This window comes from Sulfuricystis multivorans (assembly GCF_003966565.1).
GTDB lineage: Bacteria > Pseudomonadota > Gammaproteobacteria > Burkholderiales > Rhodocyclaceae > Sulfuricystis > Sulfuricystis multivorans.
Genome location: NZ_AP018718.1, coordinates 1,073,064 through 1,098,197 on the forward strand (window position 1 = coordinate 1,073,064; position 25,134 = coordinate 1,098,197).

Annotated in this window: 26 protein-coding genes; 11 read left to right on the plus strand and 15 right to left on the minus strand. The window is 62.9% G+C overall.

Going from position 1 to position 25,134, the window contains the following annotated elements; all coding sequences use genetic code 11:
- Nucleotides 1-31: 31 nt before the first annotated feature.
- The 3 genes from EL335_RS05355 to EL335_RS05365 form a co-directional block, all read right to left on the minus strand.
- Nucleotides 32-1,939 (minus strand): ATP-binding cassette domain-containing protein, encoded by a 1,908-nt coding sequence (locus tag EL335_RS05355; protein WP_126444814.1) that lies wholly within the window; start codon nt 1,937-1,939, stop codon nt 32-34.
- A gap of 89 nt (nt 1,940-2,028) precedes the next feature.
- Nucleotides 2,029-2,829, minus strand: a complete 801-nt coding sequence (locus EL335_RS05360) for a PEP-CTERM sorting domain-containing protein (protein ID WP_126444816.1) — start codon at nt 2,827-2,829, stop codon at nt 2,029-2,031.
- Between the two features lie 212 nt (nt 2,830-3,041).
- Complete coding sequence (locus tag EL335_RS05365) at nt 3,042-3,626, minus strand: malonic semialdehyde reductase (protein WP_126444818.1); 585 nt, start codon at nt 3,624-3,626, stop codon at nt 3,042-3,044.
- Nucleotides 3,627-3,660: 34 nt separating this feature from the next.
- On the opposite strand from EL335_RS05365, the gene nikR reads away from it, so the two are divergent.
- Nucleotides 3,661-4,134, plus strand: coding sequence for a nickel-responsive transcriptional regulator NikR (nikR, locus tag EL335_RS05370; protein ID WP_126444820.1), 474 nt, complete (start codon nt 3,661-3,663; stop codon nt 4,132-4,134).
- Nucleotides 4,135-4,139: 5 nt separating this feature from the next.
- Here the strand turns inward: nikR and EL335_RS05375 are convergent, their stop codons facing one another.
- Nucleotides 4,140-4,349, minus strand: a complete 210-nt coding sequence (locus EL335_RS05375) for a YdcH family protein (protein ID WP_284155460.1) — start codon at nt 4,347-4,349, stop codon at nt 4,140-4,142.
- A gap of 86 nt (nt 4,350-4,435) precedes the next feature.
- On the opposite strand from EL335_RS05375, the gene greB reads away from it, so the two are divergent.
- Genes greB through tfpB form a run of 4 tightly spaced genes read left to right on the plus strand, consistent with a single transcriptional unit; the run spans nt 4,436 to nt 9,251 of the window.
- Nucleotides 4,436-4,996 carry a transcription elongation factor GreB gene (gene greB, locus EL335_RS05380; protein ID WP_126444824.1) on the plus strand — a complete coding sequence of 187 codons (561 nt, stop codon included), beginning with the start codon at nt 4,436-4,438 and terminating at the stop codon, nt 4,994-4,996.
- 52 nt (nt 4,997-5,048) lie between these two features.
- Entirely contained in the window at nt 5,049-6,956 is a 1,908-nt protein-coding gene (gene htpG, locus EL335_RS05385) for a molecular chaperone HtpG (RefSeq protein ID WP_126444826.1), read from the plus strand.
- Nucleotides 6,953-7,519 (plus strand): DNA-deoxyinosine glycosylase, encoded by a 567-nt coding sequence (locus EL335_RS05390; protein WP_284155461.1) that lies wholly within the window; start codon nt 6,953-6,955, stop codon nt 7,517-7,519. The genes htpG and EL335_RS05390 overlap by 4 nt, the downstream gene beginning before the upstream one ends.
- Nucleotides 7,449-9,251 carry a type IV pilus assembly ATPase TfpB gene (gene tfpB, locus EL335_RS05395; RefSeq protein ID WP_126444828.1) on the plus strand — a complete coding sequence of 601 codons (1,803 nt, stop codon included), beginning with the start codon at nt 7,449-7,451 and terminating at the stop codon, nt 9,249-9,251. The genes EL335_RS05390 and tfpB overlap by 71 nt, the downstream gene beginning before the upstream one ends.
- 1 nt (nt 9,252) lies before the next feature.
- Here tfpB and EL335_RS05400 read toward each other — a convergent pair whose 3' ends face one another.
- From EL335_RS05400 to ppk1, 10 genes are all read right to left on the minus strand, one after another.
- Nucleotides 9,253-9,681, minus strand: a complete 429-nt coding sequence (locus EL335_RS05400; protein WP_126444830.1) for a DUF1841 family protein — start codon at nt 9,679-9,681, stop codon at nt 9,253-9,255.
- Complete coding sequence (nth, locus tag EL335_RS05405) at nt 9,659-10,306, minus strand: endonuclease III (protein ID WP_126444832.1); 648 nt, start codon at nt 10,304-10,306, stop codon at nt 9,659-9,661. The genes EL335_RS05400 and nth overlap by 23 nt, the downstream gene beginning before the upstream one ends.
- Nucleotides 10,307-10,314: 8 nt before the next feature.
- On the minus strand, nt 10,315-11,505 hold the full coding sequence (locus EL335_RS05410; RefSeq protein WP_126444834.1) for a type IV pilus assembly protein FimV: 1,191 nt from the start codon (nt 11,503-11,505) through the stop codon (nt 10,315-10,317).
- 284 nt (nt 11,506-11,789) lie between these two features.
- Nucleotides 11,790-12,470, minus strand: a complete 681-nt coding sequence (locus EL335_RS05415; protein ID WP_126444836.1) for an electron transport complex subunit E — start codon at nt 12,468-12,470, stop codon at nt 11,790-11,792.
- Complete coding sequence (rsxG, locus tag EL335_RS05420) at nt 12,467-13,180, minus strand: electron transport complex subunit RsxG (protein ID WP_126444838.1); 714 nt, start codon at nt 13,178-13,180, stop codon at nt 12,467-12,469. Before rsxG ends, EL335_RS05415 begins: the two co-directional genes overlap by 4 nt.
- A complete protein-coding gene (locus EL335_RS05425) occupies nt 13,177-14,193 on the minus strand; it encodes an RnfABCDGE type electron transport complex subunit D (RefSeq protein ID WP_126444840.1) in 1,017 nt (338 codons plus the stop codon). The genes rsxG and EL335_RS05425 overlap by 4 nt, the downstream gene beginning before the upstream one ends.
- Nucleotides 14,193-15,698, minus strand: coding sequence for an electron transport complex subunit RsxC (rsxC, locus tag EL335_RS05430; RefSeq protein ID WP_126444842.1), 1,506 nt, complete (start codon nt 15,696-15,698; stop codon nt 14,193-14,195). Before rsxC ends, EL335_RS05425 begins: the two co-directional genes overlap by 1 nt.
- Complete coding sequence (rsxB, locus tag EL335_RS05435) at nt 15,691-16,260, minus strand: electron transport complex subunit RsxB (protein ID WP_126444844.1); 570 nt, start codon at nt 16,258-16,260, stop codon at nt 15,691-15,693. Before rsxB ends, rsxC begins: the two co-directional genes overlap by 8 nt.
- Before the next feature lie 4 nt (nt 16,261-16,264).
- Nucleotides 16,265-16,849 carry an electron transport complex subunit RsxA gene (gene rsxA / locus EL335_RS05440; RefSeq protein WP_126444846.1) on the minus strand — a complete coding sequence of 195 codons (585 nt, stop codon included), beginning with the start codon at nt 16,847-16,849 and terminating at the stop codon, nt 16,265-16,267.
- 100 nt (nt 16,850-16,949) lie between these two features.
- Nucleotides 16,950-19,031 (minus strand): polyphosphate kinase 1, encoded by a 2,082-nt coding sequence (gene ppk1, locus EL335_RS05445; protein WP_126444848.1) that lies wholly within the window; start codon nt 19,029-19,031, stop codon nt 16,950-16,952.
- 131 nt (nt 19,032-19,162) lie between these two features.
- Here ppk1 and ppx point away from each other — a divergent pair, with 131 nt between their 5' ends.
- The 5 genes from ppx to EL335_RS05470 are packed head-to-tail and all read left to right on the plus strand — an operon-like array spanning nt 19,163 to nt 24,101.
- Nucleotides 19,163-20,656, plus strand: coding sequence for an exopolyphosphatase (gene ppx, locus EL335_RS05450; protein WP_126444850.1), 1,494 nt, complete (start codon nt 19,163-19,165; stop codon nt 20,654-20,656).
- Between the two features lie 8 nt (nt 20,657-20,664).
- On the plus strand, nt 20,665-21,783 hold the full coding sequence (locus tag EL335_RS05455; protein WP_126444852.1) for an MlaE family ABC transporter permease: 1,119 nt from the start codon (nt 20,665-20,667) through the stop codon (nt 21,781-21,783).
- The gene (locus tag EL335_RS05460) at nt 21,780-22,559 is read left to right on the plus strand and encodes an ABC transporter ATP-binding protein (RefSeq protein ID WP_126444854.1); all 780 of its coding nucleotides are present in this window, start codon (nt 21,780-21,782) and stop codon (nt 22,557-22,559) included. Before EL335_RS05455 ends, EL335_RS05460 begins: the two co-directional genes overlap by 4 nt.
- A gap of 5 nt (nt 22,560-22,564) precedes the next feature.
- Nucleotides 22,565-23,512, plus strand: a complete 948-nt coding sequence (locus EL335_RS05465; RefSeq protein ID WP_126444856.1) for an MlaD family protein — start codon at nt 22,565-22,567, stop codon at nt 23,510-23,512.
- Nucleotides 23,513-23,516: 4 nt separating this feature from the next.
- A complete protein-coding gene (locus EL335_RS05470; RefSeq protein WP_172600041.1) occupies nt 23,517-24,101 on the plus strand; it encodes an ABC-type transport auxiliary lipoprotein family protein in 585 nt (194 codons plus the stop codon).
- Nucleotides 24,102-24,115: 14 nt separating this feature from the next.
- On the opposite strand, the gene EL335_RS05475 is transcribed toward EL335_RS05470, so the two are convergent.
- The gene (locus tag EL335_RS05475) at nt 24,116-24,481 is read right to left on the minus strand and encodes a YhbY family RNA-binding protein (RefSeq protein ID WP_126444860.1); all 366 of its coding nucleotides are present in this window, start codon (nt 24,479-24,481) and stop codon (nt 24,116-24,118) included.
- A gap of 13 nt (nt 24,482-24,494) precedes the next feature.
- Between EL335_RS05475 and EL335_RS05480 the strand changes: the two genes are divergently transcribed.
- Nucleotides 24,495-25,130 carry an RlmE family RNA methyltransferase gene (locus tag EL335_RS05480; protein WP_126444862.1) on the plus strand — a complete coding sequence of 212 codons (636 nt, stop codon included), beginning with the start codon at nt 24,495-24,497 and terminating at the stop codon, nt 25,128-25,130.
- The last annotated feature ends 4 nt before the right edge of the window (nt 25,131-25,134 follow it).

Genomic DNA, 25,134 nt, shown 5'->3' on the forward strand with positions numbered 1-25,134 from the left:
CTGCCGTCTGGACGGAAAAAATCCTGCCATATCACTTTAGTCGAGTTTCGAGGTTTTCCCAGCGCTCCAGCATGGCCAGCAGTTCGTCGTCGATTTCGGCCAAGCGCGTCGCGACGGCTTGCGCCTGTTGTGGCTCGTCGTACAGTGCCGGATCCTCCAGACGTTTGGCCAGTGCCTGCTGTTCGGTTTCGAGCGTGGCGATCTGCTCGGACAGGGCTTCCAGCTCGCGTCGTTCCTTCCAGGAGAGTTTGTCGGGCTTTGCCTTATTTTCGTGCCGTGTCGCCAGCACCGACTTCGCTGTCGGTTCGCGTTGTGTTTCGGCCTTGGACTCTTTGCGCTGGCTTTGGTAAGCCGCCCAGTCGCTGTAGCCACCGGCATATTCGTGCCAGATGCCGTCGCCTTCGGCGGCGATGGTCTGGGTGACGATGGCATCGAGGAAGACACGGTCGTGGCTGACGAGGAATACCGTGCCGGGATAGTCTTGCAAGAGGTCTTCGAGTAAGTCGAGCGTTTCGATGTCCAGATCGTTGGTCGGCTCGTCGAGCACCAGCACGTTGGCCGGCCGCGCGAACAGCCGCGCTAAGAGCAGGCGGTTCTTTTCTCCGCCGGAGAGCGATTTCACCGGTGAGCGCGCCCGTTGCGGCGCGAACAGGAAGTCGCCGAGATAACCGACGACATGCTTTCTTGCGCCGGCGATCTCGACCCAGTCCGAACCCGGCGAGATGATGTCGGCGAGTGTGGCCTCGGGATCGAGCTGGGCGCGGAACTGGTCGAAATAGGCGACTGCGAGCTTCGTGCCGCGCTTCACCGTGCCGCTGTCGGGCTTGACCTCACCCAGGATGAGGCGCAGCAGGGTGGTCTTGCCGGCGCCGTTCGGACCGATGATGCCGACACGGTCGCCGCGCAGGATGCGGCAGGAGAAGTCGCGTACCACCGTGTGCGCGCCGAAAGACTTGCTGACGTGTTCGAGCTCGGCCACCACCTGCCCGCTCTTATCGCCGCTATCGAGGCGCAAGCGTACCGCGCCGAGCCGCTCACGTCGTGCTGCACGCTCGCTGCGCAGCCGTTCGAGCCGCTGCACGCGGAACACGGCGCGGGTGCGGCGTGCCTCGACGCCCTGCCGAATCCACGCTTCTTCTTCCTTCAGCAGCTTGTCGAAGCGCTGCTGCGCCTTTGCTTCGTCGGCAAGCTCGCGCTCCTTGCGCTCCCGGTAGGCCGCGAAGCTACCGGGATAACTGGTCAGTCGGCCGCGGTCGAGCTCGACGATCCGGGTCGCCAAGCGATCGAGAAAGCGCCGATCATGGGTGACGAACAGCAGGGTCAGCCGGTTTTCGAGCAGGAACTCTTCGAGCCATTCGATCGCCGCGATATCGAGGTGATTGGTCGGTTCGTCGAGCAGCAACACATCGGGGGCGGCCGCAAGCGCCTGGGCCAGCGCCACGCGCTTTTTCTGTCCGCCGGAGAGCGTGCCGATCCGCGCATCGGCGTCGAGTGCGAAACGCGCGATCACCTGCTCGGCGCTCGCCTCGTAAGCCCAGACACCGAGCGCTTCCATCTCGTGCTGGAGCGCTTCCATGCGTGCGAGTAGAACGATCTGGTCTGCACCGGCGTCTGCCAGGCGATGGGAGACCTCGTGGTACTCGGCGAGCAGCCGGCGGGTCTCGCCCATCCCGGCGACGATGGTTTCGAACACCGTGAGGCTTTCGTCGAGCGGCGGTTCCTGCGGCACATAGCCGATCCTGAGGCCGGGCTGCAGCCGGAGCGTGCCATCGTCGAGACTCGCCTTGCCGGCCAGTGCGGCGAGCAGCGAGGATTTGCCGCTGCCGTTTCTGCCGATCAGCGCGACGCGCTCGCCGGCATCGAGCTGGAAATCGGCTGCGTCGAGCAGCGCTACATGACCGTAGGCGAGGTGGCCGGCATCGAGTTTGAGAAGAGGCATGGGGTGCTATTAGACCGTAAAGCACGCCCTCGTGAAGTCTTCTGCGATTGTATTCGCTTCCCGTCAGTCTGGATCTGTGGTCGCGGGAATCAGCTGCGGCGGCGCATGCTTCTCAGGCCGAGCAGAGTGATGCCCAGCAGTGCGAGGGAGCTGGGTTCGGGAACATGGAAAGGTGGATCGACGACGATGCTGTCGTTGGCGCAATTTTCGGTCCAGTTGATGTTGAATGGATTTCCGTCCCAACCTGCTGACCAAAGTAGACTTAGATCGAGGCTCATCTCGTAGAAGTAGTGCAGATCGCTCGATTTGCTGCCGTAGCCGGTGGCGCTGCCAGTCGCGATGGTTGCGTTGCCGATATGGGTGCCGCTTTGCATGTGGGTCGGATGTGCGCGATCGGGATGGCCTGGATCATAGGCACCACTCGAATTCCAGAGACCATAATTCCAGACTGGATTCTTATAGACGCCGCCACTCATTTGGAGTGGATCGGCATTGGCGTTGGTGCCGTTATGGACGATGTTGATGCCCAGATCGAAAATGCCGTTTTTCCCAAAGTCGATTGCAAAGTCGCCTGCGCCAAAGCTGTTGTTCGCGGGGTTTTGCACTGTGTTGGGGTTGTGGCCGGTGGCGAGCGCGATGTACAGCGTACTCCCAATGATCGTCGTGTAGATCGCTTCGGCATCATAGGCCTGCCCGCCCCAGCCAGGATCGAGGTAATACCCACCACTGCCGGTTTGATCTTCGATTACGTAATGGATGCCGCTGGCGGGTGCCCAGGTGGAAGGATTGACGCCCCAGTCCGAAAGGTTGCCGTCGATGGTCAGAGCAGAGACAGTGCTGGATAAAGTGAAACTGACGAGCGCAGTGGCGATGAAGAATCGAGTTTTCATGGCAGATGCCGTCGGAAAAGTTGCTACCCAGCACACTAAGCATAAATCGTGCCTGATTCATCAGGTATATGTTTTATAAACAAAAATTCAAAAATGTAATTTTTGGCGACACAATTTATCGCCCAAGACACGCCCCTGGAGAGGTATCTCTGCGCAATTTTCGTCAGCCGCTGCGCAAAAACCGACAGCGGTGCGCCTCAAAGCCGTTCCTGCTAGAGGATTTTGCACACCTCGTCGAAGTCTGGGCGCGGGCTGCGCGGGAACAGTCCTGCCGGGTCGCCGTAGCCGAGATTGCAGATGAAGTTGCTCTTGACCGTCGTGCCGGCGAAGAATTCGGCGTCCACCGCGGCGGCGTCGAAACCGGACATCGGGCCACAGTCGAGACCGAGGGCACGGGCGGCGAGCATGAAATAGGCGCCTTGCAGACTGCTGTTGCGGAACGCGGTGGCTTCGATCAGCGCGTCGTTGCCGACGAACCAGGATCTCGCATCGGTGTGCGGGAACAGTCTCGGCAATTGCTCGTAGAACGCCATATCCATGCCGAGGATCGCGGTGACCGGCGCCGCTTGCGTCTTGGCGCGGTTACCTTCCATCATCAGCGGCACCAGACGCGCCTTCGCCTGTGCTGACTTGACATAGACCACGCGCAGCGGCCAGCAGTTGGCGCTGGTCGGCCCCCATTTCATCAGCTCGTGGAGCTCGACGAGCAGACTGTCGGGAACGGGCTTGTCGAGCCAGGCATTGTGGGTGCGTGCATTGCGGAAGAGTTGGTCGAGGGCGGCATCATCGAGTTTCATGGCGTATCCTTTCATGAGTGGGGGATCAGAGTATATGGAACGTATCACCATTTCGTTGGACGAGACCCTGGCGCGCGAGTTCGATGCGCTGATCGCGCGGCGCGGCTACCGCAACCGCTCCGAGGCGATTCGCGACCTGTTGCGCGAGCAGCTGGAAGCGGCACGCCAAGGCGTCGAGACGGGTCATTGTGTCGCCAATCTTTCCTATGTCTATAACCACCACGCGCGCGATCTGGCCGAACGGCTGACGGGGCTGCAACACGCCCATCACGACCTGACGGTGGCGACGATGCACGCGCATCTCGATCACGACAACTGCCTGGAGAGCGTGATCCTGCGCGGACCGACCGCCAGCGTGCGCGCTTTCGCCGATCGGCTCATCGCCGAGCGCGGCGTGCGTCACGGTCAGGTCAATCTCGTCTCGGTGGAGGTCGAGAACAGCGCCCACGCCCACGGCTACCGGCCGCACGGCACGGCGTTGCACCAGCATCTGCGGCCGAAGACCTAGGGCAATCAAGCGATCAGGTCGGGGCCGAGCAGCCGCTCCACGGCGGCGATGCGGTCCTTGAGCAGCAGTTTGCGCTTCTTCATTCGCCGCAACAGCAGCTCGTCGTGCGGGGGATTTTCTTCCAGACGGGTGATGCTCGCATCGAGATCGCGATGTTCGCTCTTGAGTTCTTCGAGTAGCGCCTCCAGGGCTTGCGGATCGTCGGGCAGGGTCATATGGGCCATCCTAATCTTGAGCCCGGGATTTGGCAATCGGGCCGATAAAATACGCAGAATCTGCTTTGGCGATACGGCACGCGAACATGAACAAGGCTTTCGTCAAGGAAACCAACCACGAAGACGACGAGGACGATCTTCCCGGTCAGCCATCCCTGCCGCCCGGCACCAAGAACTACATGACTCCGGCGGGCCATCGCGCGCTGCGCGAGGAATTCGAGCGTCTCGTCAAGGTCGAACGTCCCCATCTGGTCGAGGTCGTCGCCTGGGCGGCTTCCAATGGCGACCGCTCGGAAAACGGCGATTACATCTACGGCAAGAAGAAGCTCAGGGAAATGGACCGGCGCATCCGTTACCTGCAGAAGCGGCTCGATAATGCCGTGGTGGTCGATCCGGCGTTGCAGAGCAATTTGGAGCAGGTGTTCTTCGGCGCGACGGTGACCATCGGCTATCTCGACGCCGATGAGGGCACGCCGCTTTGCTACCAGATCGTCGGCGTCGATGAGGCCGATCCGGCCAACGGCAAGATCAGTTGGATCTCGCCCTTGGCACGCGCCTTGATGAAGGCGCGCGAGGGCGACATCGTCAAGTTCCAAAGCCCCACGGGACTGCGCGAGATCGAGATCCTCGAGATCCGCTACGCTTGAAAAAGGGCTCTGCGGCCCTCATATCGCTGGGGTCTTTTACGGAGGAATCCCAATGAGTATCGCAACCGCAGACAAGGAAACCCTGGGCTTCCAGGCCGAGGTGAAGCAGCTGCTTCACCTGATGATCCACAGCCTCTACAGCAACCGCGAAATCTTCCTGCGCGAGCTGATCTCGAACGCATCCGATGCCTGCGACAAGCTGCGCTTCGAATCGCTGCACAACGCCGCCTTGCTCGAAGGGGGTGGCGACTTCGAGATTCGCGTCGATTACGACCGGCAAGCGCGCACCATCACCGTCGCCGATAACGGCATCGGCATGAATCGCGACGAGGTGATCGCGAATCTGGGCACCATCGCCAAATCCGGCACGCGCGAATTCTTCGCCAGTCTCACCGGCGATCAGCAGAAGGATGCACACCTCATTGGCCAGTTCGGCGTCGGTTTCTATTCTTCGTTCATCGTCGCCGACAAGGTGACGGTGAGGACGCGCCGTGCTGGCGAGAAGCCCGACCAGGGCGTCGAATGGGTTTCCGACGGCGGTGGCGAATTCACCGTCACGATGATCGAGAAGCCCGAGCGCGGCACCGAGATCACGCTGCACTTACGCGAAGGGCAGGACGATCTGCTCTCGGCCTGGAAGCTCAAGTCAATCATCCACAAGTATTCCGACCACATCGTCCAGCCGATCAAGATGCGGAAGGAGGAGTGGAAGGACGGCAATGAGGTCAAGCTCGACGCGTGGGAAACGGTGAATCAAGCCTCTGCGCTGTGGGCCAGGCCGAAGAACGAGATTTCCGAGGACGATTACAAGGCCTTCTACAAGCACGTCGCGCACGATTACGACGATCCGCTCGCCTGGGTGCATGCCAAGGTCGAGGGTAAGACCGAATACACGCAGCTGCTCTACATCCCCGCGCATGCGCCGTTCGATCTGTGGGATCGCCATGCGCGCCATGGCGTCAAGCTCTATGTGCGGCGCGTGTTCATCATGGACGATGCCGAGCAGCTGATGCCGCTCTACTTGCGCTTCGTGCGCGGCGTGGTCGATTCGGCCGATCTGCCTTTGAACGTCTCGCGCGAGATCCTGCAAGAAAGCAAGGACATCGAGACGATCCGCAAAGGCTGTACGGCGAAGGTGCTCGGCCTGCTGGCGGACTTGGCCGAGAGCGACAAGGAGAAATACGCCAAGTTCTGGGGCGAGTTCGGGCGCGTGCTGAAAGAAGGCGTCGGCGAGGATTTCGCCAACAAGGAGAAGATCGCGAAGCTGTTGCGCTTCGCCTCGACGCACAACGACACGAGTGAGGAGACGGTGTCGCTCGCCGATTATGTGGCGCGGATGAAGGACGGCCAGGAGAAAATCTACTATGTCACGGCCGAGAGCTTCAATGCGGCGAAGAACAGCCCGCATCTCGAAATCTTCCGCAAGAAGGGCATCGAGGTCCTGCTGCTCTCCGACCGCGTCGATGAGTGGGTGGTTTCGCACTTGACCGAATTCGAGGGCAAGCCTCTCGTCTCGGTCGCCAAAGGTGGTCTCGACCTCGGCAAGCTCGAGGACGAGGCCGAGAAGAAGGAGCAGGAGAAGGAGGCTTCCGAGTTCAAGGACCTGACGGAGAAGATCGCCAAGTCCTTGGGCGAGCGCGTCAAGGAAGTGCGCGTGACGCATCGTCTTACCGACAGCCCGGCCTGTTTGGTCGCCGATGAGCACGATTTGTCCGGCAATCTGGCACGCATCCTCAAGGCCGCAGGGCAGAAGGCGCCGATCTCCAAACCAATCCTCGAGATCAACCCGAAGCATCCGGTGGTGTTGCGCCTCAGAACCGAGCAGCAAAAGTTCGACGACTGGGCCGCGGTGCTGTTCGATCAAGCACTCCTCGCCGAAGGCGGCCAGCTCGACGATCCGGCGACTTTCGTCAAACGCATCAACGATCTGATGCTGTCGATGAGTCTTTCCAGCCAGTGACGGTTCTCCACGGGCTGCCCCCGATCTGTGATCAACGAGCCGAGGTGCTGATCCTCGGCTCGTTTCCTTCCGAAGCCTCGCTGGCTGCGCGCCAGTATTACGCCCACCGGCAGAACCAGTTCTGGAAAATCCTCGGCGCAGTGCTTGATCTGCCGCTCTTCACGATGGACTATGCTGCGAAGCAGGCGGCGGTGAAGGAGGCCGGCATCGCCATCTGGGACGTCTATGCCTCATGCGAGCGTGTCGGTAGTCTCGATGCCGCGATCAAAAACGGTGTTGCCAACGATTTCGGCCATCTCGTCGCGACGGCGCCGCGGCTGCAGCGCGTCCTTTTCAATGGCCGCACCGCGGGCCGTTTCGCGCCGCAACTTACGGCGCTGGGCTTTACGACGCTGATTCTTCCTTCCACCAGTGGGGCCAACGCAAGCTGGAGTTATGCCGAAAAGCTCGAAGCCTGGCGTCGCGCCATCGAGGACGGTATAGTCGCGTTTCATGAACAGCGCCGCCGCGAACGGGGAACATCGCCTCACCCTGCAGGAAGTCATCGACGCCTTGATCCTTGATGGCAAGGTGCCGCGCGAGGAGGCCGAGCGTTTCCGCCGCGAGCGCCGCTTTTACCGCGGTATGACCCATCCGCTCACGGTGATCGCCGAACAGCGTTGGAAGTCGCCTACGCCGCCCTATCGCTTGCTCGATCTCGAGACGCTGACCGAATGGCTCGCCGGCTGGGTTGGCCTGCCGTATTACCACATCGATCCGCTGAAGGTGAATCTCGCCGCCGTCACCGAGGTGATGAGTTCCGCCTACGCGAGCCGTTTCCGTATCCTGCCGGTCGAGGTGCGCGCGACCGAGGTGGTGATCGCCACCGCCGAACCGTTCATTCGCAGCTGGGAGGCGGAACTCGAACCGATCCTGAAGAAAGACATCCGGCTGGTGGTCGCCAACCCGCAAGACATCGAGCGCTACCAGGTCGAGTTCTACAACCTCGCCAAATCGGTGAAGAGCGCGCTGGCGCGCGGCGACGTGGCCCGCACCGGCGTTTCCAATTTCGAGCAGCTCGTCGAGCTCGGTCGCGGCAAGACCACGCTCGATGCCAACGACCAGCACATCGTGCTGATCGTCGACTGGCTCTGGCAATATGCGTTCGAGCAGCGCGCTTCCGACATCCACATCGAGCCGCGGCGGGAAATGGGCATCGTGCGTTTCCGGATCGACGGCGTGCTGCACCAGGTCTATCAGATCCCGATGCCGGTCCTCAATGCGATGACCAGCCGCATCAAGATCCTCGGCCGCATGGACGTGGTCGAAAAACGCCGCCCGCAGGATGGCCGCATCAAGACGCGCTCGCCCGATGGCGAAGAGATCGAGCTCAGGCTCTCCACGCTGCCGACTGCTTTCGGCGAGAAGCTGGTGATGCGCATCTTCGATCCCGAGGTGCTGGTACGTGATCTGGCCGATCTCGGTTTTTCCAGCGAGGATGCCGCGCGCTGGCAGGAGATGACCGCCAAGCCCAACGGCATCATCCTCGTCACCGGCCCGACCGGCTCGGGCAAGACGACGACGCTGTATTCGACGCTCAAGCAGTTGGCCACGCCGGAAGTCAACGTCTGCACACTCGAAGACCCGATCGAGATGATCGAACCAGCCTTCAATCAGGTGCAGGTGCAGCCGGAGCTCGGCGTCACCTTCGCTGCCGGTATCCGCGCGCTGATGCGCCAGGATCCGGACATCATCATGGTTGGTGAAATCCGCGACCTCGAGACCGCCGACATGGCGGTACAGGCCGCACTGACCGGCCATTTGGTGTTGTCGACGCTGCATACCAACGACGCGCCGACGGCGGTCACGCGACTCCTCGATCTGGGTGTGCCGCCCTATCTGCTGCAAGCGACGGTGATCGGCGTGATGGCGCAGCGCTTGGTGCGCACGCTCTGTCCGCACTGCAAGCAAGCCGCGCCGCTCGACAAGGATGACGAAGTCCTCTGGCAGGGACTGGTCTCCCCGTGGAAAGCGAAGCAACCGACCCGGCTCCATCGACCGGTCGGCTGCCTCGAATGCCGCATGACCGGCTATCTCGGGCGCATCGGCCTCTACGAGATCATGCCGATGAGTCAGGAGATCAAGGGCTTGATCGGCCCACATACCGACATCGCGGCGTTGCGCGAACGCGCGATCAAGGCCGGTATGCAGCCGCTCAGGATCGCCGGGGCGCGCAAGGTGGCGGCCGGATTGACGACGATCGCCGAGGTGTTGAAAGTGGCACCGCCGCTGCAGGATCAGCTACCGGCGCAATGATTCACCCTGCCTTGCGGCGGATGCAGTCGAGATAGGCCGCGCCGTCGGGCGGCTGACGCTCGCGCTGGGCGCGCCAGATCGTCTCGCCGAGGCAGTCGAGGATGTCGTGCAATGCATCGTGGACGTTGCCGTGGTGCGAGCGCCGAGTTTCGAACAGCGCGCGAATGCCTGGCGGCTGATCGATCGACAATTGCTCGGCGATCGCCAGATGCAGGGAAAGATGCAGGAAGGGGTTCATCGCGCCGTCCTCGGGCGTCCATTCGCGGGTCAGCGCATCGGCAGCGACGAGCAGCGCGTGATATTCCGGATGCATCGCGATGACGTCGGCGGCGATGGTTTCCAATGCTGACGCGGGAACGCCGCCGCAGCGCTTGCGCCAGGCCTCGATGAAGAATTGCCGTGCCTGGTCACGCGTGGGGTTGAAGAGCATTCTTGTCCTCGTAGGCGCACAGGTCACGGATCACGCAGCGCCAGCATTCGGGTTTGCGCGCCTTGCAGACATAGCGGCCGTGCAGGATCAGCCAATGGTGCGCATGTTGGCGGAATTCGCGGGGGACGACTTCGAGCAGCTTCTTTTCCACCGCGCGGACATCCTTGCCCGGCGCGAGTCCGGTGCGGTTGGCAACACGGAAGATGTGGGTATCGACGGCGATCGTCGGTTCCTGGAAGACGACGTTGAGCACGACATTGGCCGTCTTGCGACCGACACCGGGCAGGGCTTCGAGGGCAGCCCGGTCATGCGGTACTTCGCCGCCATGCCGCTCGAGAATCTGCCGAGCGGTGGCGATGAGGTTTTTTGCCTTGGTTTTGTAAAGGCCGATGGTTTTGATGGAGTCGGCGAGCTTCTCTTCACCGAGTGCGAGCAGCGCCTGTGGCGTCGGGGCGACGCAAAACAGCGCGCGGGTGACGAGATTGACACTCTTGTCGGTCGCCTGGGCCGAGAGGATCACTGCGACCAAGAGCTGGAACGGCGTGGCGTATTCGAGCTCGGTTTTGGGTTCTGGATCGAGCGCCGCGAGGCGGCGGAACAATTCGACGCGTTGCGCTGGCTTCATGCGCCGGGTCAGAAGCCGATACGGGGAGGATCCGAGTTCGCCGCCCTGCGCCTTAGCCAGAGCGACATCAACAGGGCACCCAACGCTCCTCCTGCAATGACTGCAATGACCAGTTCGACGAGTGCGGATTGTGACAAGGCTTCCTGTGCCTGCCGCAGGCGTTCCTTTTCCATCTCGAGCCCGCGCATGCGATCTTCCATGAGCTGCAGCCGTTCCTGCAGGCTCTTGTAGGCCATCTCGGCTTGAGCCAGGCGGGCGATCAATTCCTCTTGAGCCGCGAAAGAGCTCTCGGCCTTACCGGCCAGGGCGGCTTCCTGCGCTGTCGTCGGCTGTGGTTTCTCGCCCGCCCCGGAGGCGATCACCAGCCGATCGGATTGCGCTGGAGAAGGCTCGGGAGCGGCGACGGGGGTGGCGGTCTTGACCTCTTTCGCTTTGGCAGCGGATTTCGATGATGGTTGGGTGACCTTCTTCTGCGCTTTGGCGGGACGATAGGGGCCGGTGCGACGCTTCGGCAGGTGGTCCGGATACTTGAGCGCCGCGGGATCGACCGGCAGGACTTCATCATCGGCAAGTGCCAGATCCGGATTCGCGTTCTTCACCATGCGCTTGAACTTTGCTCGCGCCTTGGGTTGCAGCGGGTAGCGCTGGCGGGCGAGTTGGTTGAGCGTCAGACCGTGGCTTTGGGGGATGCTTTTTACGGTATCCGTGCGCGGCGAATTTGCGATCGGTAACGATGAGGTCACGGGCAGTGCAACCGATTCTGGCAGGAGTTCTCGTGGTGGGCTGGCCAGAAGCGTGTAATGTCGTTCGACTTGTGCGCCACAGCGCGTTCTCAGCCGGAACTCGACGACCGGTTCACGGATCGTGTCGCCCGTGACGACGAGATGAGTCTTGCCATCGGCCGATTTCCTCAGATCGAGGCGGGCTCGCCGTGGAAAGAAACTGCTATCGCCTTCCTCGCCGAGGGGTTTGATTTCGAAGCATTCCATGCTGCTGCGTTCCGGATTGGTGACCTCGATTTCGACAGACAGAGGAGTGCCGATCACCGCTTCGCCCTGAGCGGCTCCGAATCCGGTGGCCTGGCTCGTCATCGGCAGCAGTACGCCGGTTACGAGCAGAGCAAAAGTCGCGAAAGTCGTTTTGACGCGCAAAGACAGTTCATTGCGGAATAGGTAGTGCGGGAGACCGGGGGTTACCATGTTCGTCCTCGGCATTGGAATATCGGATCAATCTAGCATAAACCCGGATTGTCCATTAGGGCGCGAGGCGATATCAAGGCGAAGGCGAGGCCATTTGTGTCCGCGCGACGAGCCAATCCCTCGTCTATTGGCGAGGAGCGCGGGCGGATAGGGCCCGCCTGCAGATGATGCGCGCCCGCGCAGTCCAAGATCACAAGGCTTGCTCTCGCCCATTCGGTGACAGGACGGTCTAATGGACAATCCGGGATAAATGCGCTGCTCCGCTGCCATCCGATCGTGCCGAATCATGGCGCTATTTGCAGGATTTGCTGTGCGCGCAACCGTGCCTTGGCGCGTTCGTTGGCGCGATGGTCGAGCCAGTTGCGCGCAGCGATCATCAGGCCCAGCACGAAGAAGGCGCCGGGCGGCAGAATCGCGATCAGGAAGCCGGGATAGTCCTCTGGAAGTATCTGCAAGGCATGGGCGCTCGGAATGATCATCTCGATGCCGGAGAACAGCGTGCCTTGGCCAATGAATTCCCGGATCGCGCCCAACAGACCGATCACCCAGACGAAACCCACCCCCATCGCTGCGCCGTCGAAGGCGGCCAGCCAGGTGGAATTTTTGGCGGCGAAGGCTTCGACACGTGCCAGCACGATGCAGTTGGTGACGATCAGTGGGATGAAGATGCCGAGGACCAGATAGAGATCATGCAGATAGGCGTTGAACAGCAGATCCACCACCGTCACCAGCGAGGCGATGATGAGGATGAACACCGGGATGCGGATCTCGTAGGGAATGAAACCACGCAGCAGAGAGACGGCGAAGCTCGACAGACTCATCACCAGGATGGTCGCCAGGCCGAGGCTGACGGCATTGACCATCGAGCTGCTGACGGCGAGCAGCGGGCACAGCCCCAACAGCTGCGCCAGGATGGCGTTCTGCTTCCATAGGCCGTTGTGGGTGATCTCGCGATAGACGCTCATGGGCCTTTCTCCTGGTAAGTCGAGCCGGCAGGCAGGGTGTAGAGCCGCTCGGCATTGGCGGTCGCCCAGGCGAGTGCCCGCGCAGTGGCGTGAATGACGGCGCGTGCCGAGATCGTCGCGCCGGCGCGCTGCTCGAACACGCCACCATCCTTCTTGACACGCCATCGAGCGGCCGGCGGATCGATGAGACTGCGTCCGTCGAACTGGGTGATCCAGGGTCGAGCCTTGTTTTTGTCTTTCTTCGGATCGATGTAATCGCCCAACCCTGGCGTTTCCTTGTGTTGTGTCACGCGCACCGCGGCGAGTCGGCCATCCGTGCGCACGGCGAGGATCAGTCCGACGCGTCCGGAATAGCCGTCCGGTGCGACGGCTTCGAACACCAGCGCGGCGGGCTCGCCATGTTTGCGCGCGCGGTAGAGTCGGGTGACTTCGGTCGTGCCCAGCTCGACGATCGGGGGTAACTCCAGAGCATCGGCGAGGAGATTGTTGTCGTAGTCTTCTGGCGGCAGGACTTCATTGATCAGCCGGCGTTTGGCGTCGGCCGCGCTGGCCAGGAGGATCGGCTGGGTGAACTGGTAGACCCCGGCCATCAGGCTGGTAAACACCAGTGTGAATGCCAGCATGATCGCTGCCGTGCGCAATGCGATACGCGGCGCGGCGGCGGGCGGCGGCCCTGAGGGTGTGGCGGCGGGTGCAGCGGTTTCGCTCATCTCTCGGACTTCCTGCGGTGGCCGAAGACTTTCGGCTGGGTGAGCATGTCGATCAGCGGTACGAACAGGTTCATGAGGAGAATGGCAAAGGCCATCCCGTCGGGGTAGGCGCCGAAGCTGCGGATGATCCAGGTCAGCAGTGCGGCGCCGGCGGCGAAGATGATCTTGCCGAGCGGTGTGGTGCTGCCCGAGACCGGGTCGGTGGCGATGAAGAAGGCGCCGAGCATCGCGCCGCCGGTGAATAGATGGAAATTGGCGCCGACGAAACGGTCCGGGTTGGCGATGTTGAAAGTCGTAGCGACCAGAGCGAGTGTGACGGCGAAGGCGACCGGCACGTGCCAGGTGATGATGCGCTGTTTGAGCAGCCATAGACCGCCGACCAGGTAGCCGGCAGCCACCCATTCCCAACCGCGCCCGCCGATGTTGCCGAAAGTGGCGTGAGAACCCAGGATGCCGGCGATGGTGGCACGTTGCTCTGGGTCGCGCAGGATGGTGCGCAGTGCATCGAGCGGTGTGGCCATCACGATTGCGTCGAGTTGACGGTCGCTGGCGAAGATTGCCCGCAGCATCGGCTCGAAGGTGTTCATTTCCGCCCGTGGCCATTGCGACATCAGTTGCGGATAGGCGACGATCATCGCGCAGAAGGCGACCATCGCCGGATTGAACGGATTTTGGCCGAGGCCCCCATAGAGATGTTTGACGACGAGGATGGCGATCAGCACACCGGTGACCGTCAGCCACCACGGCACGATCGGCGGAAAGGTCAGCGCCACGAGCCAGGCGGTGACCAGTGCACTACCATCGGTGACGAACAGCAGCACCGGCTTGCCGCGCAATTTGAGCATCAGCGCCTCGGCGCTCAGCGCGGTCACCGAGGCCAGCAGAATCTGCACCAGGATCGCCGGGCCGAAGAACCAGACATAGGCAAAGATGCCGGGCAAGAGCGCGATCAGCACCTTGAGCATCACGACGCGCACACTGACGTCCTGGGAGATGTGGGGGGCGTAGGCCATCAGGCTTCGTCCTTTCCTTCGGGATGCGCACGGCTTTGCGCGGCGGCGATCACCGCTGCGGCGCCTTCCTGGGCGAGCTTGGCCTTGGTCTCGGCGGCCTTGGCGGCGAGCCGCGCGGCCTTCTCGGCCTTTTCGCGTTCCTCGCGGAACTTGCGGAATTCGTAGCGTTCGCGGGCCCGGTCGGCGGCGGCCTTTTCCCGTTCGCGGGCACGGATTTCCGATTTCGCGAAACGGTAGTAATCGACCAGCGGGATGTGTGAGGGACAGACATAGGCGCAACAGCCGCATTCGATGCAATCGAACAGATGGTATTCCTGCGCCTTGCCGAAATTCTTCGACCGGGCATACCAGTAGAGCTCGTGCGGCTGAAGGATCATCGGGCAGGCACGCGTGCAGGCGCCGCAACGGATACAGGGCATTTCCGGCGGCGGAGGCGGGAACAGGGCCGGGCTCATCGCCAATAGGCAGTTGGTCGCCTTGACTACCGGCAATGAAGACTCCGGCAGCACGAAGCCCATCATCGGCCCGCCCATCACGATGCGATCGGTGTCCGGTTTGGGTTCGCCAAGCGCGAGTAAGGCATCGATCGGCGTGCCGATGCGCGCCTCGACATTGCCTGGCCGGGCGTAATTGCCGGCGAGGGTCACGATGCGACAGATCAGCGGTTCGTCGTGCAGTACCGCACGCGCCACGGCATGAGCGGTGCCAACATTGAAACATTGCACGCCGAAATCCGGGCCCAGTTTGCCATAGGGGATTTCGATGCCGGTCAGCACGCGGATCATCTGTTTCTCGCCGCCGGCCGGATAACGCGTCGGCACGGGGATCACCTGCATATCTTTTCCGCCCGCAGCCTCGACGGCAGCGCGCATCGCCGCCGCGGCATCGGGCTTGTTGTCCTCGATGCCGAACAGGATGCGTTTCGCGCCCATCAGGTGGCGGATGATCGCCGCGCCGGCGACGATCGTCGGCGCGCGTTCGCGCATCAGGCGGTCATCGCAGGTGATCCAGGGTTCGCATTCGGCGCCATTGATCACCAGCGTCTCGATGTGCGCGTTCATTTTGACGTGACTGGGAAACACCGCGCCGCCCAGACCGACGATGCCGGCTTCGCGGATGCGCGTGCGCAGCTTGGCGGGATCGGTAGAGAACGGCTCGAGCGGCACGCGCTCACGCCACGCATCTTCACCATCCGCTTCGATGATCGCGCAGGGTGCCGCCAGTGCCGAAGGGTGCGGCAGCGTGCGCGATTCGATGCCGATCACGGTGCCGGAGGTCGGTGCATGCACGCAGGTGCCAAAAGGTCCTTCCGCGCTGCCGATGCATTGGCCTTTGAGCACGCGTTCGCCAACCTTGACACGGATATCGACGCCACCGGTCGCGCTCTGTCGAAACGGCACGACCAAGAGCGGCGGCAACGGAGCCGGCGCGATCGGCGTGCGCGCCGATTCTTCCTTGTGGGCGTCTGGTTTGATGCCGCCGGGAAAGCGAAACAGCTCAAGCATGGTGAATCATCGTCCTGACAGGCTGAAGCTGATACACCGGATATTTCCACTTCCAGGTGTCGAGCGTTTCCGGCAGCGGTTGCATGTGGATGCAATTGACCGGGCAGGGCGGCACGCACAGCTCGCAGCCGGTGCATTGCGCGGCAATCACCGTGTGCATCTGCTTCGCGGCGCCGACGATCGCATCGACCGGACAGGCCTGGATGCACAGCGTGCAGCCGATGCACAAGTTTTCGTCGATGACCGCGACGCTCTTCGGTTTCTCGATGCCATGCTCGGCCGAGAGCGGCTTGAATTCGCGGCCGAGCAGATCGGCAAGCTTGCGGATGCCTTCCTCGCCGCCGGGTGGGCACTGATTGATGTCGGCCTCGCCCTTGGCGATGGCTTCGGCGTAGGGCTTGCAGCCGGGATAACCGCATTGGCCGCATTGCGTCTGCGGCAGGATCGCATCGATCTTCTCGACCAGCGGATCGCCCTCGACCTTGAAGCGCACCGCGGCGAAACCGAGTGCTGCACCGAGCACGATGGCGCCCAAAGCCATGACCAGGATCGCTGCAAACATTTATTTACTTGTATTTGTCCAGTCCAGCGAAACCCATGAAGGCCAGGCTCATGATGCCGGCGGTGATCATCGCGATCGCAGTGCCACGGAAATACACCGGCACGTCCGCACCCTCGAGACGTTCGCGCAGGCCGGCGAAGATCACCAGCGCCAGCGAAAAACCGAGCGCGGAGCCGAAACCGAACAGCAGCGATTCGACGAGGTTGTGCTTCAAACCGATGTTGAGCAGCGGGATGCCCAAGACCGCGCAGTTGGTGGTGATCAGCGGTAGGTAGATGCCGAGCACCTGGTGCAGCAAGGGACTCGTTTTCTGGATCACCAGTTCGGTCAGCTGCACGATCGCCGCGATGGTGACGATGAACGAGAGGGTGCGCAGATAGAACAGGTCATAGGGCGCGAGCAACCAGCGGTCGATCACATAGCTGGTGCCGCAGGCGAGCGTCAGCACGAAGGTGGTGGCGGCGCCCATGCCAAGCGCGGTTTCCAGCTTCCTCGACACGCCCATGAAGGGGCACAGGCCGAGGATGCGCACGAAGACGACGTTGTTGACGAGAACCGCGCCGAGGATGATGAAGAGATAGCTGGTCATGATGTCCCGACTGTGCCGCGCGCGCACCGTGGCACGACGGCAGCTACGGATTATCGCGCGTCGGTGGGCGGACAACAACCCTGCGGCCGGAACGGGAATCTCATCTTTCGGCCAGCTCGCCGAGCAACAGCTCCTGAGCGCAGGTGCGCACGCGCCGCGAAGGACGGACGCGGTAGTCGCCGTCACTGTCCATGTCCCAGGCCTGGCAGTTGTCGGCCAGATAGGCGCGCAAGCCTTCACGGATTACGCGCCGCTTGAGTTTCGGATCGAGCACCGGGAAGCAGACTTCGATGCGCCGAAAGAAGTTGCGCTCCATCCAGTCGGCACTGCCCAGATAGAGCCGCTCGGCGCCGTCGGCATGGAAATAGAAGATGCGGTGGTGTTCGAGGAAGCGGCCGATCACCGAGCGCACGCGGATGTTCTCCGAAAGTCCCGGCACGCCCGGCCGCAGGCAACAGACGCCGCGCACGATCAGATCGATCTTCACGCCGGCCTGGCTCGCGGCATAGAGCGCCTCGATGACCTGCGGTTCGAGCAGGGCGTTCATCTTGGCGATGATTTGCGCCTTGCCTCCCGCCTTGGCGATCTTCGTCTCTTCCCGGATCGCAGCCAGCATGTTGTCGTGCAGCGTGAAAGGCGCCTGCCAGAGGTGCTTGAGCTCGACCGCCTTGCCCAGTCCGGTGAGCTGCTTGAAAATTTCGTTGACGTCGGCGGTGATTTCGTCGTGACAGCTCAGCAGGCCGAAGTCGGTATAGAAGCGAGTCGTGCGCGGATGGTAGTTGCCGGTGCCCAGATGCACGTAGCGGCGGTAACCCTGGTCTTCGCGCCGCAGCACCAACATCATCTTGGCATGCGTCTTGTAGCCGAACACGCCATAGACGACATGGGCGCCGACTTCTTCGAGCCGCGCGGCGATCGATAGATTCGCCTCCTCGTCGAATCGTGCCATCAGCTCGACGACGACGGTGACTTCCTTGCCCTTCTGGGCGGCGCGCAGCAGGTGCTCCATCAGCACCGAATCGGTGCCGGTGCGATAGACGGTCATCTTGATCGCCACCACCTGTGGGTCGTCCGCCGCCTGCTGCAAAAAGTCGATCACCGGCGTGAATGACTGATAAGGGTGATGTAGCAGGATGTCACCCTTGCGGATCGCGGCGAACATGTCCTGGTGGCCGGAAAGCGGTTTCGGCAGACCGGGTTGGAAGGGTTTGAACTTGAGGTCGGGACGGTCGACGCGATCCGGCACCGAGATCAGCCGCACCAGATTGACGATGCCGTGCACCTGGTAGAGATCGTCGCGTCCGAGGCCGAATTGCTGGAGCAGGAAGTCGACCATCATGGGGGAGCAGTTGTCCGGCACTTCGAGCCGCACCGCATCACCGAAATGGCGCTGCGGCAGCTCACCCTGCAGTGCGGTGCGCAGGTTCTTGACCTCTTCCTCATCGACGAACAGGTCGGAATTGCGGGTGACGCGGAACTGGTAACAGCCGAGCACGTTCATGCCGGCGAACAGTTCACCGACATAGCGGTGCATCACCGAGGAAAGGAAGATGAAGCCGTAATCGATGCCGGTGAGCTCGCGCGGCAGTTGGATCACGCGCGGCAGCGCCCTGGGTGCCTGGACGATCGCGGCGCCGCCGGCGCGCCCGAAGGCGTCCGTGCCTTCGAGCTCGACCGCGAAGTTGAGGCTCTTGTTGAGCACGCGCGGGAAGGGGTGCGCCGGATCCAGCCCGATCGGGGTGAGTACCGGCATCACTTCGCGGCGGAAGTAGTCGTGGATCCAGGCTTCCTGCGCTTCGGTCCATTCCGAACGCCGAAAGAAGCAGATGCCTTCTTTTCGCAACGCTGGCAGGATCACCTGGTTGAGTAGCGCGTATTGCTCCTCGATGAGCCGATGCGCTTCGCGCGTGACGAGCCGAAACACCTCCTGTGGCGTGCGCCCATCGGCGCCGACGATGTTGCTCTTCAGTTTGATCTGTTCCTTGATGCCGGCGACGCGGATCTCGAAAAATTCATCGAGATTGGACGAGACGATGCACAGGAAACGCAGGCGTTCGAGCAGGGGGACGCGCGTGTCGGCCGCCTGGGCCAACACGCGACGATTGAAGGCGAGCAGGGACAGCTCGCGGTTGAGGAAGTGGTCCGCCGGGAAGGCCGGCGTTGCAGCAGAATGCGTGGTCATGGCAAAGTGTGGGGCTGTGGGGCGATGGTCGATGTGCCGCAAGTATGACACGGCGCTGTGCCGTTGCGCCAGCGCCGATTTTCGGCTGCTAGAATTGCCGCACTGCACATGGAGAGACGGGAACCTCTGCCGTGATACATGAACACGTCGCCGCCGTCGACTTGGGCTCCAATAGTTTTCGCCTGCAGGTGGGGCGTGTGGTCGGCAACCAGATCTACCCGCTCGACAGCCTCAAAGAGCCAGTGCGTCTCGCCGCCGGCCTGACTGCAGACAAATGGCTCGATGCCGCCGCGCAACGCCGCGGGCTGGCGGCCCTGGCCCGTTTCGGCGAGCGCCTGCGCGGCTTCGCGCCCGATGCGGTGCGTGCCGTCGCTACCAACACGCTGCGCGTCGCCCGCAATGCTGCTGCTTTCCTCGCCCAGGCCGAGGCGGTGCTCGGTTTTCCCATCGAGGTGATCGCCGGTCGCGAGGAGGCACGCCTGATCTATCTCGGCGTCGCGCATGCCTTGCCCAATCAGCGCATCCGCCATCTGGTCGTCGACATCGGCGGCGGCTCCACCGAATTCATCATCGGCCGCAACATCAAACCGCTGCTGCTCGAGTCGCTCTACATGGGCTGCGTCGGCTACAGCCAGCGGTTCTTCCCCGACGGCCGCATCACCAAGCGCAACCTGAAGGAAGCCGAGCTGGCCGCGCGTCGCGAGTTGCAGACCATCGTGCATGCTTATCGCGAGACCGGCTGGGATCTCGCCGTCGGCTCGTCCGGAACGGCCAAGGCGATCTGCGACCTGCTCGAATTCAATGGCTTTGCCGCGGGCACCATCACGTGGGAGGGGCTCGAACGCCTGCGTCACCGTCTCATCAGTGCCGGTCACGCCGCCAAGACGGGGCTTGCCGGTATGCGCCCCGATCGTGTACCGGTGCTTCCCGGCGGCGTGGCGATCATGTCGGCGGTGTTCAAGGAGCTGGGGCTCGAGGAAATGGTCTATTCCGAAGGCGCGCTGCGTCTTGGCGTGCTCTACGACCTTTTGGGCCGCTATCACCACGAAGACATGCGCGAGGCGACCGTCAAACGCTTCATCCAGCGCTACGAGGTGGATCGGGCTCAGGCGGCGCGGGTCGCCACCACCGCTCTGGAGCTCTATCAGCAATTGCGGCCGCAGGAGGATATCGAGACTTCGCCGGCGGCACAGTTCCTCGCCTGGGCGGCCAGGCTCCATGAAGTGGGTGTCTCGGTGGCGCACACGAGCTATCACAAGCACAGCGCCTACATTCTCGCCAATGCCGACATGCCGGGTTTTTCCCGGCGCGACCAGGCGTTGCTGGCGCGCCTGGTGCTCGCCCACCGCGGCAAGCTCGAACGCGCGCAGCCGCTACCGCGGGAAGCGCCGGAATGGTCGTTGATCTTCTGTCTGCGCATCGCCGCGCTGTTGCATCGTGCCCGCGACGCTGCCCCCTTGCCCGAGCTCCAGGTGCGCTTCGGCAGTAAGGGCTTCGAACTGGCCATCGACCGGGAATGGCTCGTCGAGTCGCCCTTGACGGCAGCGGCGCTGGAGGAGGAAGTCGCGCAATGGGCGAGCGTCGGCATCGGCTTCAAGTTGCGCGCGTTACGCCCTCACGCCTGATTTTCGCGATGGAGACTCCCGGCTATGTGCTGCGCCGTGGTGAGGACGGAAAGGACGAGATCGTGCTCGAAGGCGCGTGGCGTCTTGCCGCCATCGTCGCTGCCGGTCGCGCTTGGTTCACACGGCTGCGTGCGATGCCGATGCACAAAGACCTGCGCTGGAACTGCCTTGGGCTAGAGGCGCTCGACTCGGCAGGGGCGGCGCTGCTCTGGCAGCTGTGGGGCCGACGTCTGCCCGCCTCGCTTTTGATCGCGCCGGAACACCGGGAGATCTTTGCGCGTCTTGCGCGCCTGCCGGTGCCAGCGGCAAAGTCGAGACCCAGCCCTTTCGATGGTCTGGTCATGCTCGGCCTGACGAGCTTTGCGCTGCTGTGGCATCTGCGCGACTTCGTCATGCTGCTCGGGCAACTGGTGCTCGATCTTTGCCATCTACTGCGCCATCCCGGCGATTGGCCGCTGCGCGAAATCTCCGCCAACATCTACAAAAGCGGCGTGCGGGCGATGCCGGTCACCGCGCTGGTCGGCTTCCTGATCGGCGTGGTGCTTTCCTATCTTTCGGCGCTGCAGCTCAGGCAGCTCGGCGCCGACATGTTCATCGTCAATATCCTTGGTTTCGGCATCATCCGCGAACTTGGGCCGCTCCTGGTCGCGGTACTGGTCGCTGGGCGTTCCGGTTCGGCGATGACCGCGCAACTCGGTGTGATGCGCGTCACCGAGGAGATCGACGCGCTCGTCGCGATGGGGGTTGCGCGCAATCTGCGGCTGGTGTTTCCGAAGGTGGTCGCGCTGGCCGTGACCGTGCCGCTTTTGGTGCTATGGACCTCAGGCATGGCGCTTCTCGGCGGCATGGTCGCGGCGAACTTGCAGCTGGACATCGGTTACGGCTTCTTCTTCGAGGCGCTGCCGAAGGCCGTGCCAGTGGCGAACCTGTGGATCGGGCTGGTGAAGGGCATCGCCTTCGGCGTGGCGATCGCGCTGGTGGCCTGCCACTTTGGCCTGCGCGTGCTACCCAACACCGAAAGCCTTGCCATCAACACGACCGCCTCGGTGGTCAGCGCGATCACGCTGGTGATCTTGATCGATGCGGTGTTTGCGATCGTGACCCGCAGCATTGGGATGCCCTTGTGACCCAGCCCTCCGATTCGCCGGTGATTGCCATTCACGATCTGTCGACCCGGCTGGGCGGACGCTGGATCCATCGCCATCTGGATCTGGAAATCCGGCATGGCGAGCGGGTGGCGCTGGTGGGGGATTCGGGCAGCGGCAAGACGACGCTATTGCGGCAGGTGATCGGCCTTTTGACACCGACGACCGGCGCAGTGCGACTGTTCGGCGAACCGCTGTTCGGCGGCGGCGTGATGCGCGAGCGCAAGCTACGGCAGCGCTTCGGTGTGCTGTTCCAGCAAGGCGCGCTGTTTTCCGCGCTCGACGTCTTCGCCAACATCGCCTTTCCGTTGCGTGAGCTCAAGACGCTCGACGAAGCAGTGATCCGCGATTTGGTGATGCTCAAGCTGGAAATGGTCGAGCTGCCCGCGGATGTCGCGCAGCTGATGCCGGCCCAGCTCTCCGGCGGGATGATCAAGCGCGTCGCGCTGGCGCGCGCGCTGGCGCTCGAACCGGAACTGCTGTTGCTCGACGAGCCGACCGCCGGACTCGATCCGGAGCTGTCCGAAGGTTTCGAACGGCTGATCCAGACGCTTTGCGATCGGCTCGATCTGACCGTCGTCTTCGTCACCCACGATCTCGACACCATCGCCGCGCTCGCGACCCGCGTAGCCGTGTTGGCAGAGCAGAAAATCATCGCCTATGGGCCGATCGACGAAATCATGCGCCTCGACCATCCCTTTGTGCATAATTTCTTCCATTCCGCCCGCGGGCGACATGCTTTTGCCGAATTTCGCTGATCGAGATGGAGAACCGCGCCCACGCCCTGCTGGCAGGTCTGTTTACGCTGATCTTCCTGGTCGCGGCGGCGCTGGCCGTCTGGTGGCTGTCGGACAGCAGCGAGAAGACGCATACCTATTTGCTCGAAACGCGCGGCAGTGTCAGCGGCTTGAATCTCGAGGCGCAGGTGCGTTACCGCGGCATCCGCGCCGGCAAGGTCAAGGAGATCTACACCGATCCCGAGGATCCGGCCAAACTGCTGGTCAAGATCGTCCTCGGCCGCCAGTACCGGCTGACCGACAAGACGCTGGCCCGCCTCGATTACCAGGGGGTGACGGGCATCGCCTACGTGATGCTCGAAGAGGGTGGAGCGCAGGGCAGGCCGCTCGAACCGAACGAGGCTTCGCCGCCGCGCCTGCCGCTTCAGCCGGGGCTGCTCGATAGACTGGGACAACGCGCGGGAGACATCACCGGCCAGCTGGCGGAACTCGTCACGCGCCTCAACCAGGTGTTCGACGAACGCAATCTGGGCAATCTGCAACGCACGCTCGACAATCTGGCAGTGTCTTCCGAAAGCCTGAAGGCCCTGCCGGAGGTCATGGCGCGACTCAAGACCGCGCTGTCGCCGGAAAATCTCGCGCACTTGAATGCGCTGCTGGCGCAGCTCGACAAGAGCTCAGCGCAGGCTGCGCCGCTCGCCGTCGAAGCGCGGCAACTGGTGGCGACATTGCACGGCCTGGCGCAGCGCCTCGACGCCTTGGCGGCGACGGCCGGGGCGCTCGGCGAGCGTCTGGACACTACGACCCTGCCAGGCGCGGAAAAACTGATCCATGAGGCCGCCGCCGCGACACGCCGCCTCGATCGGCTGATCGAGATGCTCAACGACACGCCGCAGGCGCTGCTGTTCGGCCCTCCGGCGCCACAACCGGGGCCAGGAGAGCAGGGTTTTACAGCGCCTGCCGGAAAGGAGTGAGAAGTTGAGAAGGTGGCTGCTCGTGCTGGTTCTTTCGCTCTCCGGCTGCGTCGGCCAGCTGCGACACGAGGCGCCAATCGTGCGTCATGATTTCGGCGATCCCGCCGGACGGTGGCCGGCGGGGGGCATTGCGATCCGGCAAGTGAAGGTCGAGGCGGCGCCGTGGCTCGATTCGCCGGCACAGCTCTACCGGCTGCAGTATGCAACGCCGCTGCGTCGCGAAAGTTTTGCCGAAAGCCGCTGGGTCGCGCCGCCGGGCGAATTGCTCGAGCGCTGGCTCGATCGGGTCATTCTGCCTGCGCAGCCGGGCGGCGCAGGTGGCTGCCGACTCGTGATCATGCTCGACGAGCTCGAACAGCGCTTTACCTCGCCCACGGCCAGTGAAGTGGTGCTGGCGGTGCGCGCGAATCTCTTGCAAGGCAAGCGCCTTGTCACCAACAAGGCGTTCGAAATCGCGCGCCCCGCGTCTACGCCAGACAGTGCCGGCGGCGTGCGGGCGACACGCGCTGCGGTTCAAGCGCTGGGTGAGGCGTTGGCTGTCTGGGTCGAGGAAAGTCGGCAGCTCGCCTCTGCCTGTGCGGGCAGTTGAAGGCGAGTGCTTCTTCAGCGGCGCTGTTTTTCGAGCGCTGCGGCAGCCTGCTTCTTGGTTTTCGGCGCAGTCGGCTTGTGTCGGCGTGGTTTCTGAACGGCTTCCTCGGCTGGCTTCGGACGCCAGAGGACGAGGATGTTGCCGATGTGCTGCACCGGTGCGCAGTCGAGTGTCACGCAGATTTCCTCGAGCAAGGCGGCGCGGTCGTCGCGTTCGATGCCGTGGAGCTTGACCTTGATCAGCGCGTGGGCCTTGAGCGAGACATCGATCTCTTTGACGACATTGGGTGTGAGCCCATTGCCGGCGATGGCGACCGTCGGTTGCAGGTGATGCGCGGCGGCGCGCAAGGCGCGGCGTTCCGTGGGGGATAATTCGATCATGGACGGATTCTAGATGAGCTGGACGACGAAGCAGAAAAAAAAGAGCAAGGCGTGGATGCAGCAGCACGTGAATGACCCCTATGTGCAGCAGGCGCAAAAGGAGGGTTGGCGCTCGCGCGCGGTGTTCAAGCTGAAAGAGATCGACGAGAAGGACGGGCTGCTCAAGCCCGGCATGACGGTCGTCGATCTTGGCGCCACGCCCGGCAGTTGGTGCCAGTATGCCGTCAAACGCATCCAGCCCGGTGGCCGGCTGATCGCGCTCGATCTGCTCGATTTCGAGCCGATACCGGGAGTCGAATTCATCCAGGGCGATTTCCGCGACGCGGCGGTGCTGGCGCGGCTGGAATCGGCGCTGGCTGGGCGGCAGGTCGATCTTGTATTGTCGGACATGGCGCCCAATATGACGGGTATCGCGGCAACGGACAGCGCCCAGGTGATGGTTTTGGCCGAGCTGACGCTCGATTTCGCAAAGCAGCATCTGAAACCCGGTGGCGATCTGCTGGTCAAAGTGTTCCAAGGCGCCGGCTTCATGGAGCTGCGGCGACAGATGCAGGCGATCTTCGAGACGCTGGCGACGCGCAAACCGGCCGCATCGCGGGATCGCAGCGCGGAGCTGTACTTGCTGGCGAGAAAGAAGCGGTTGACATAGAATC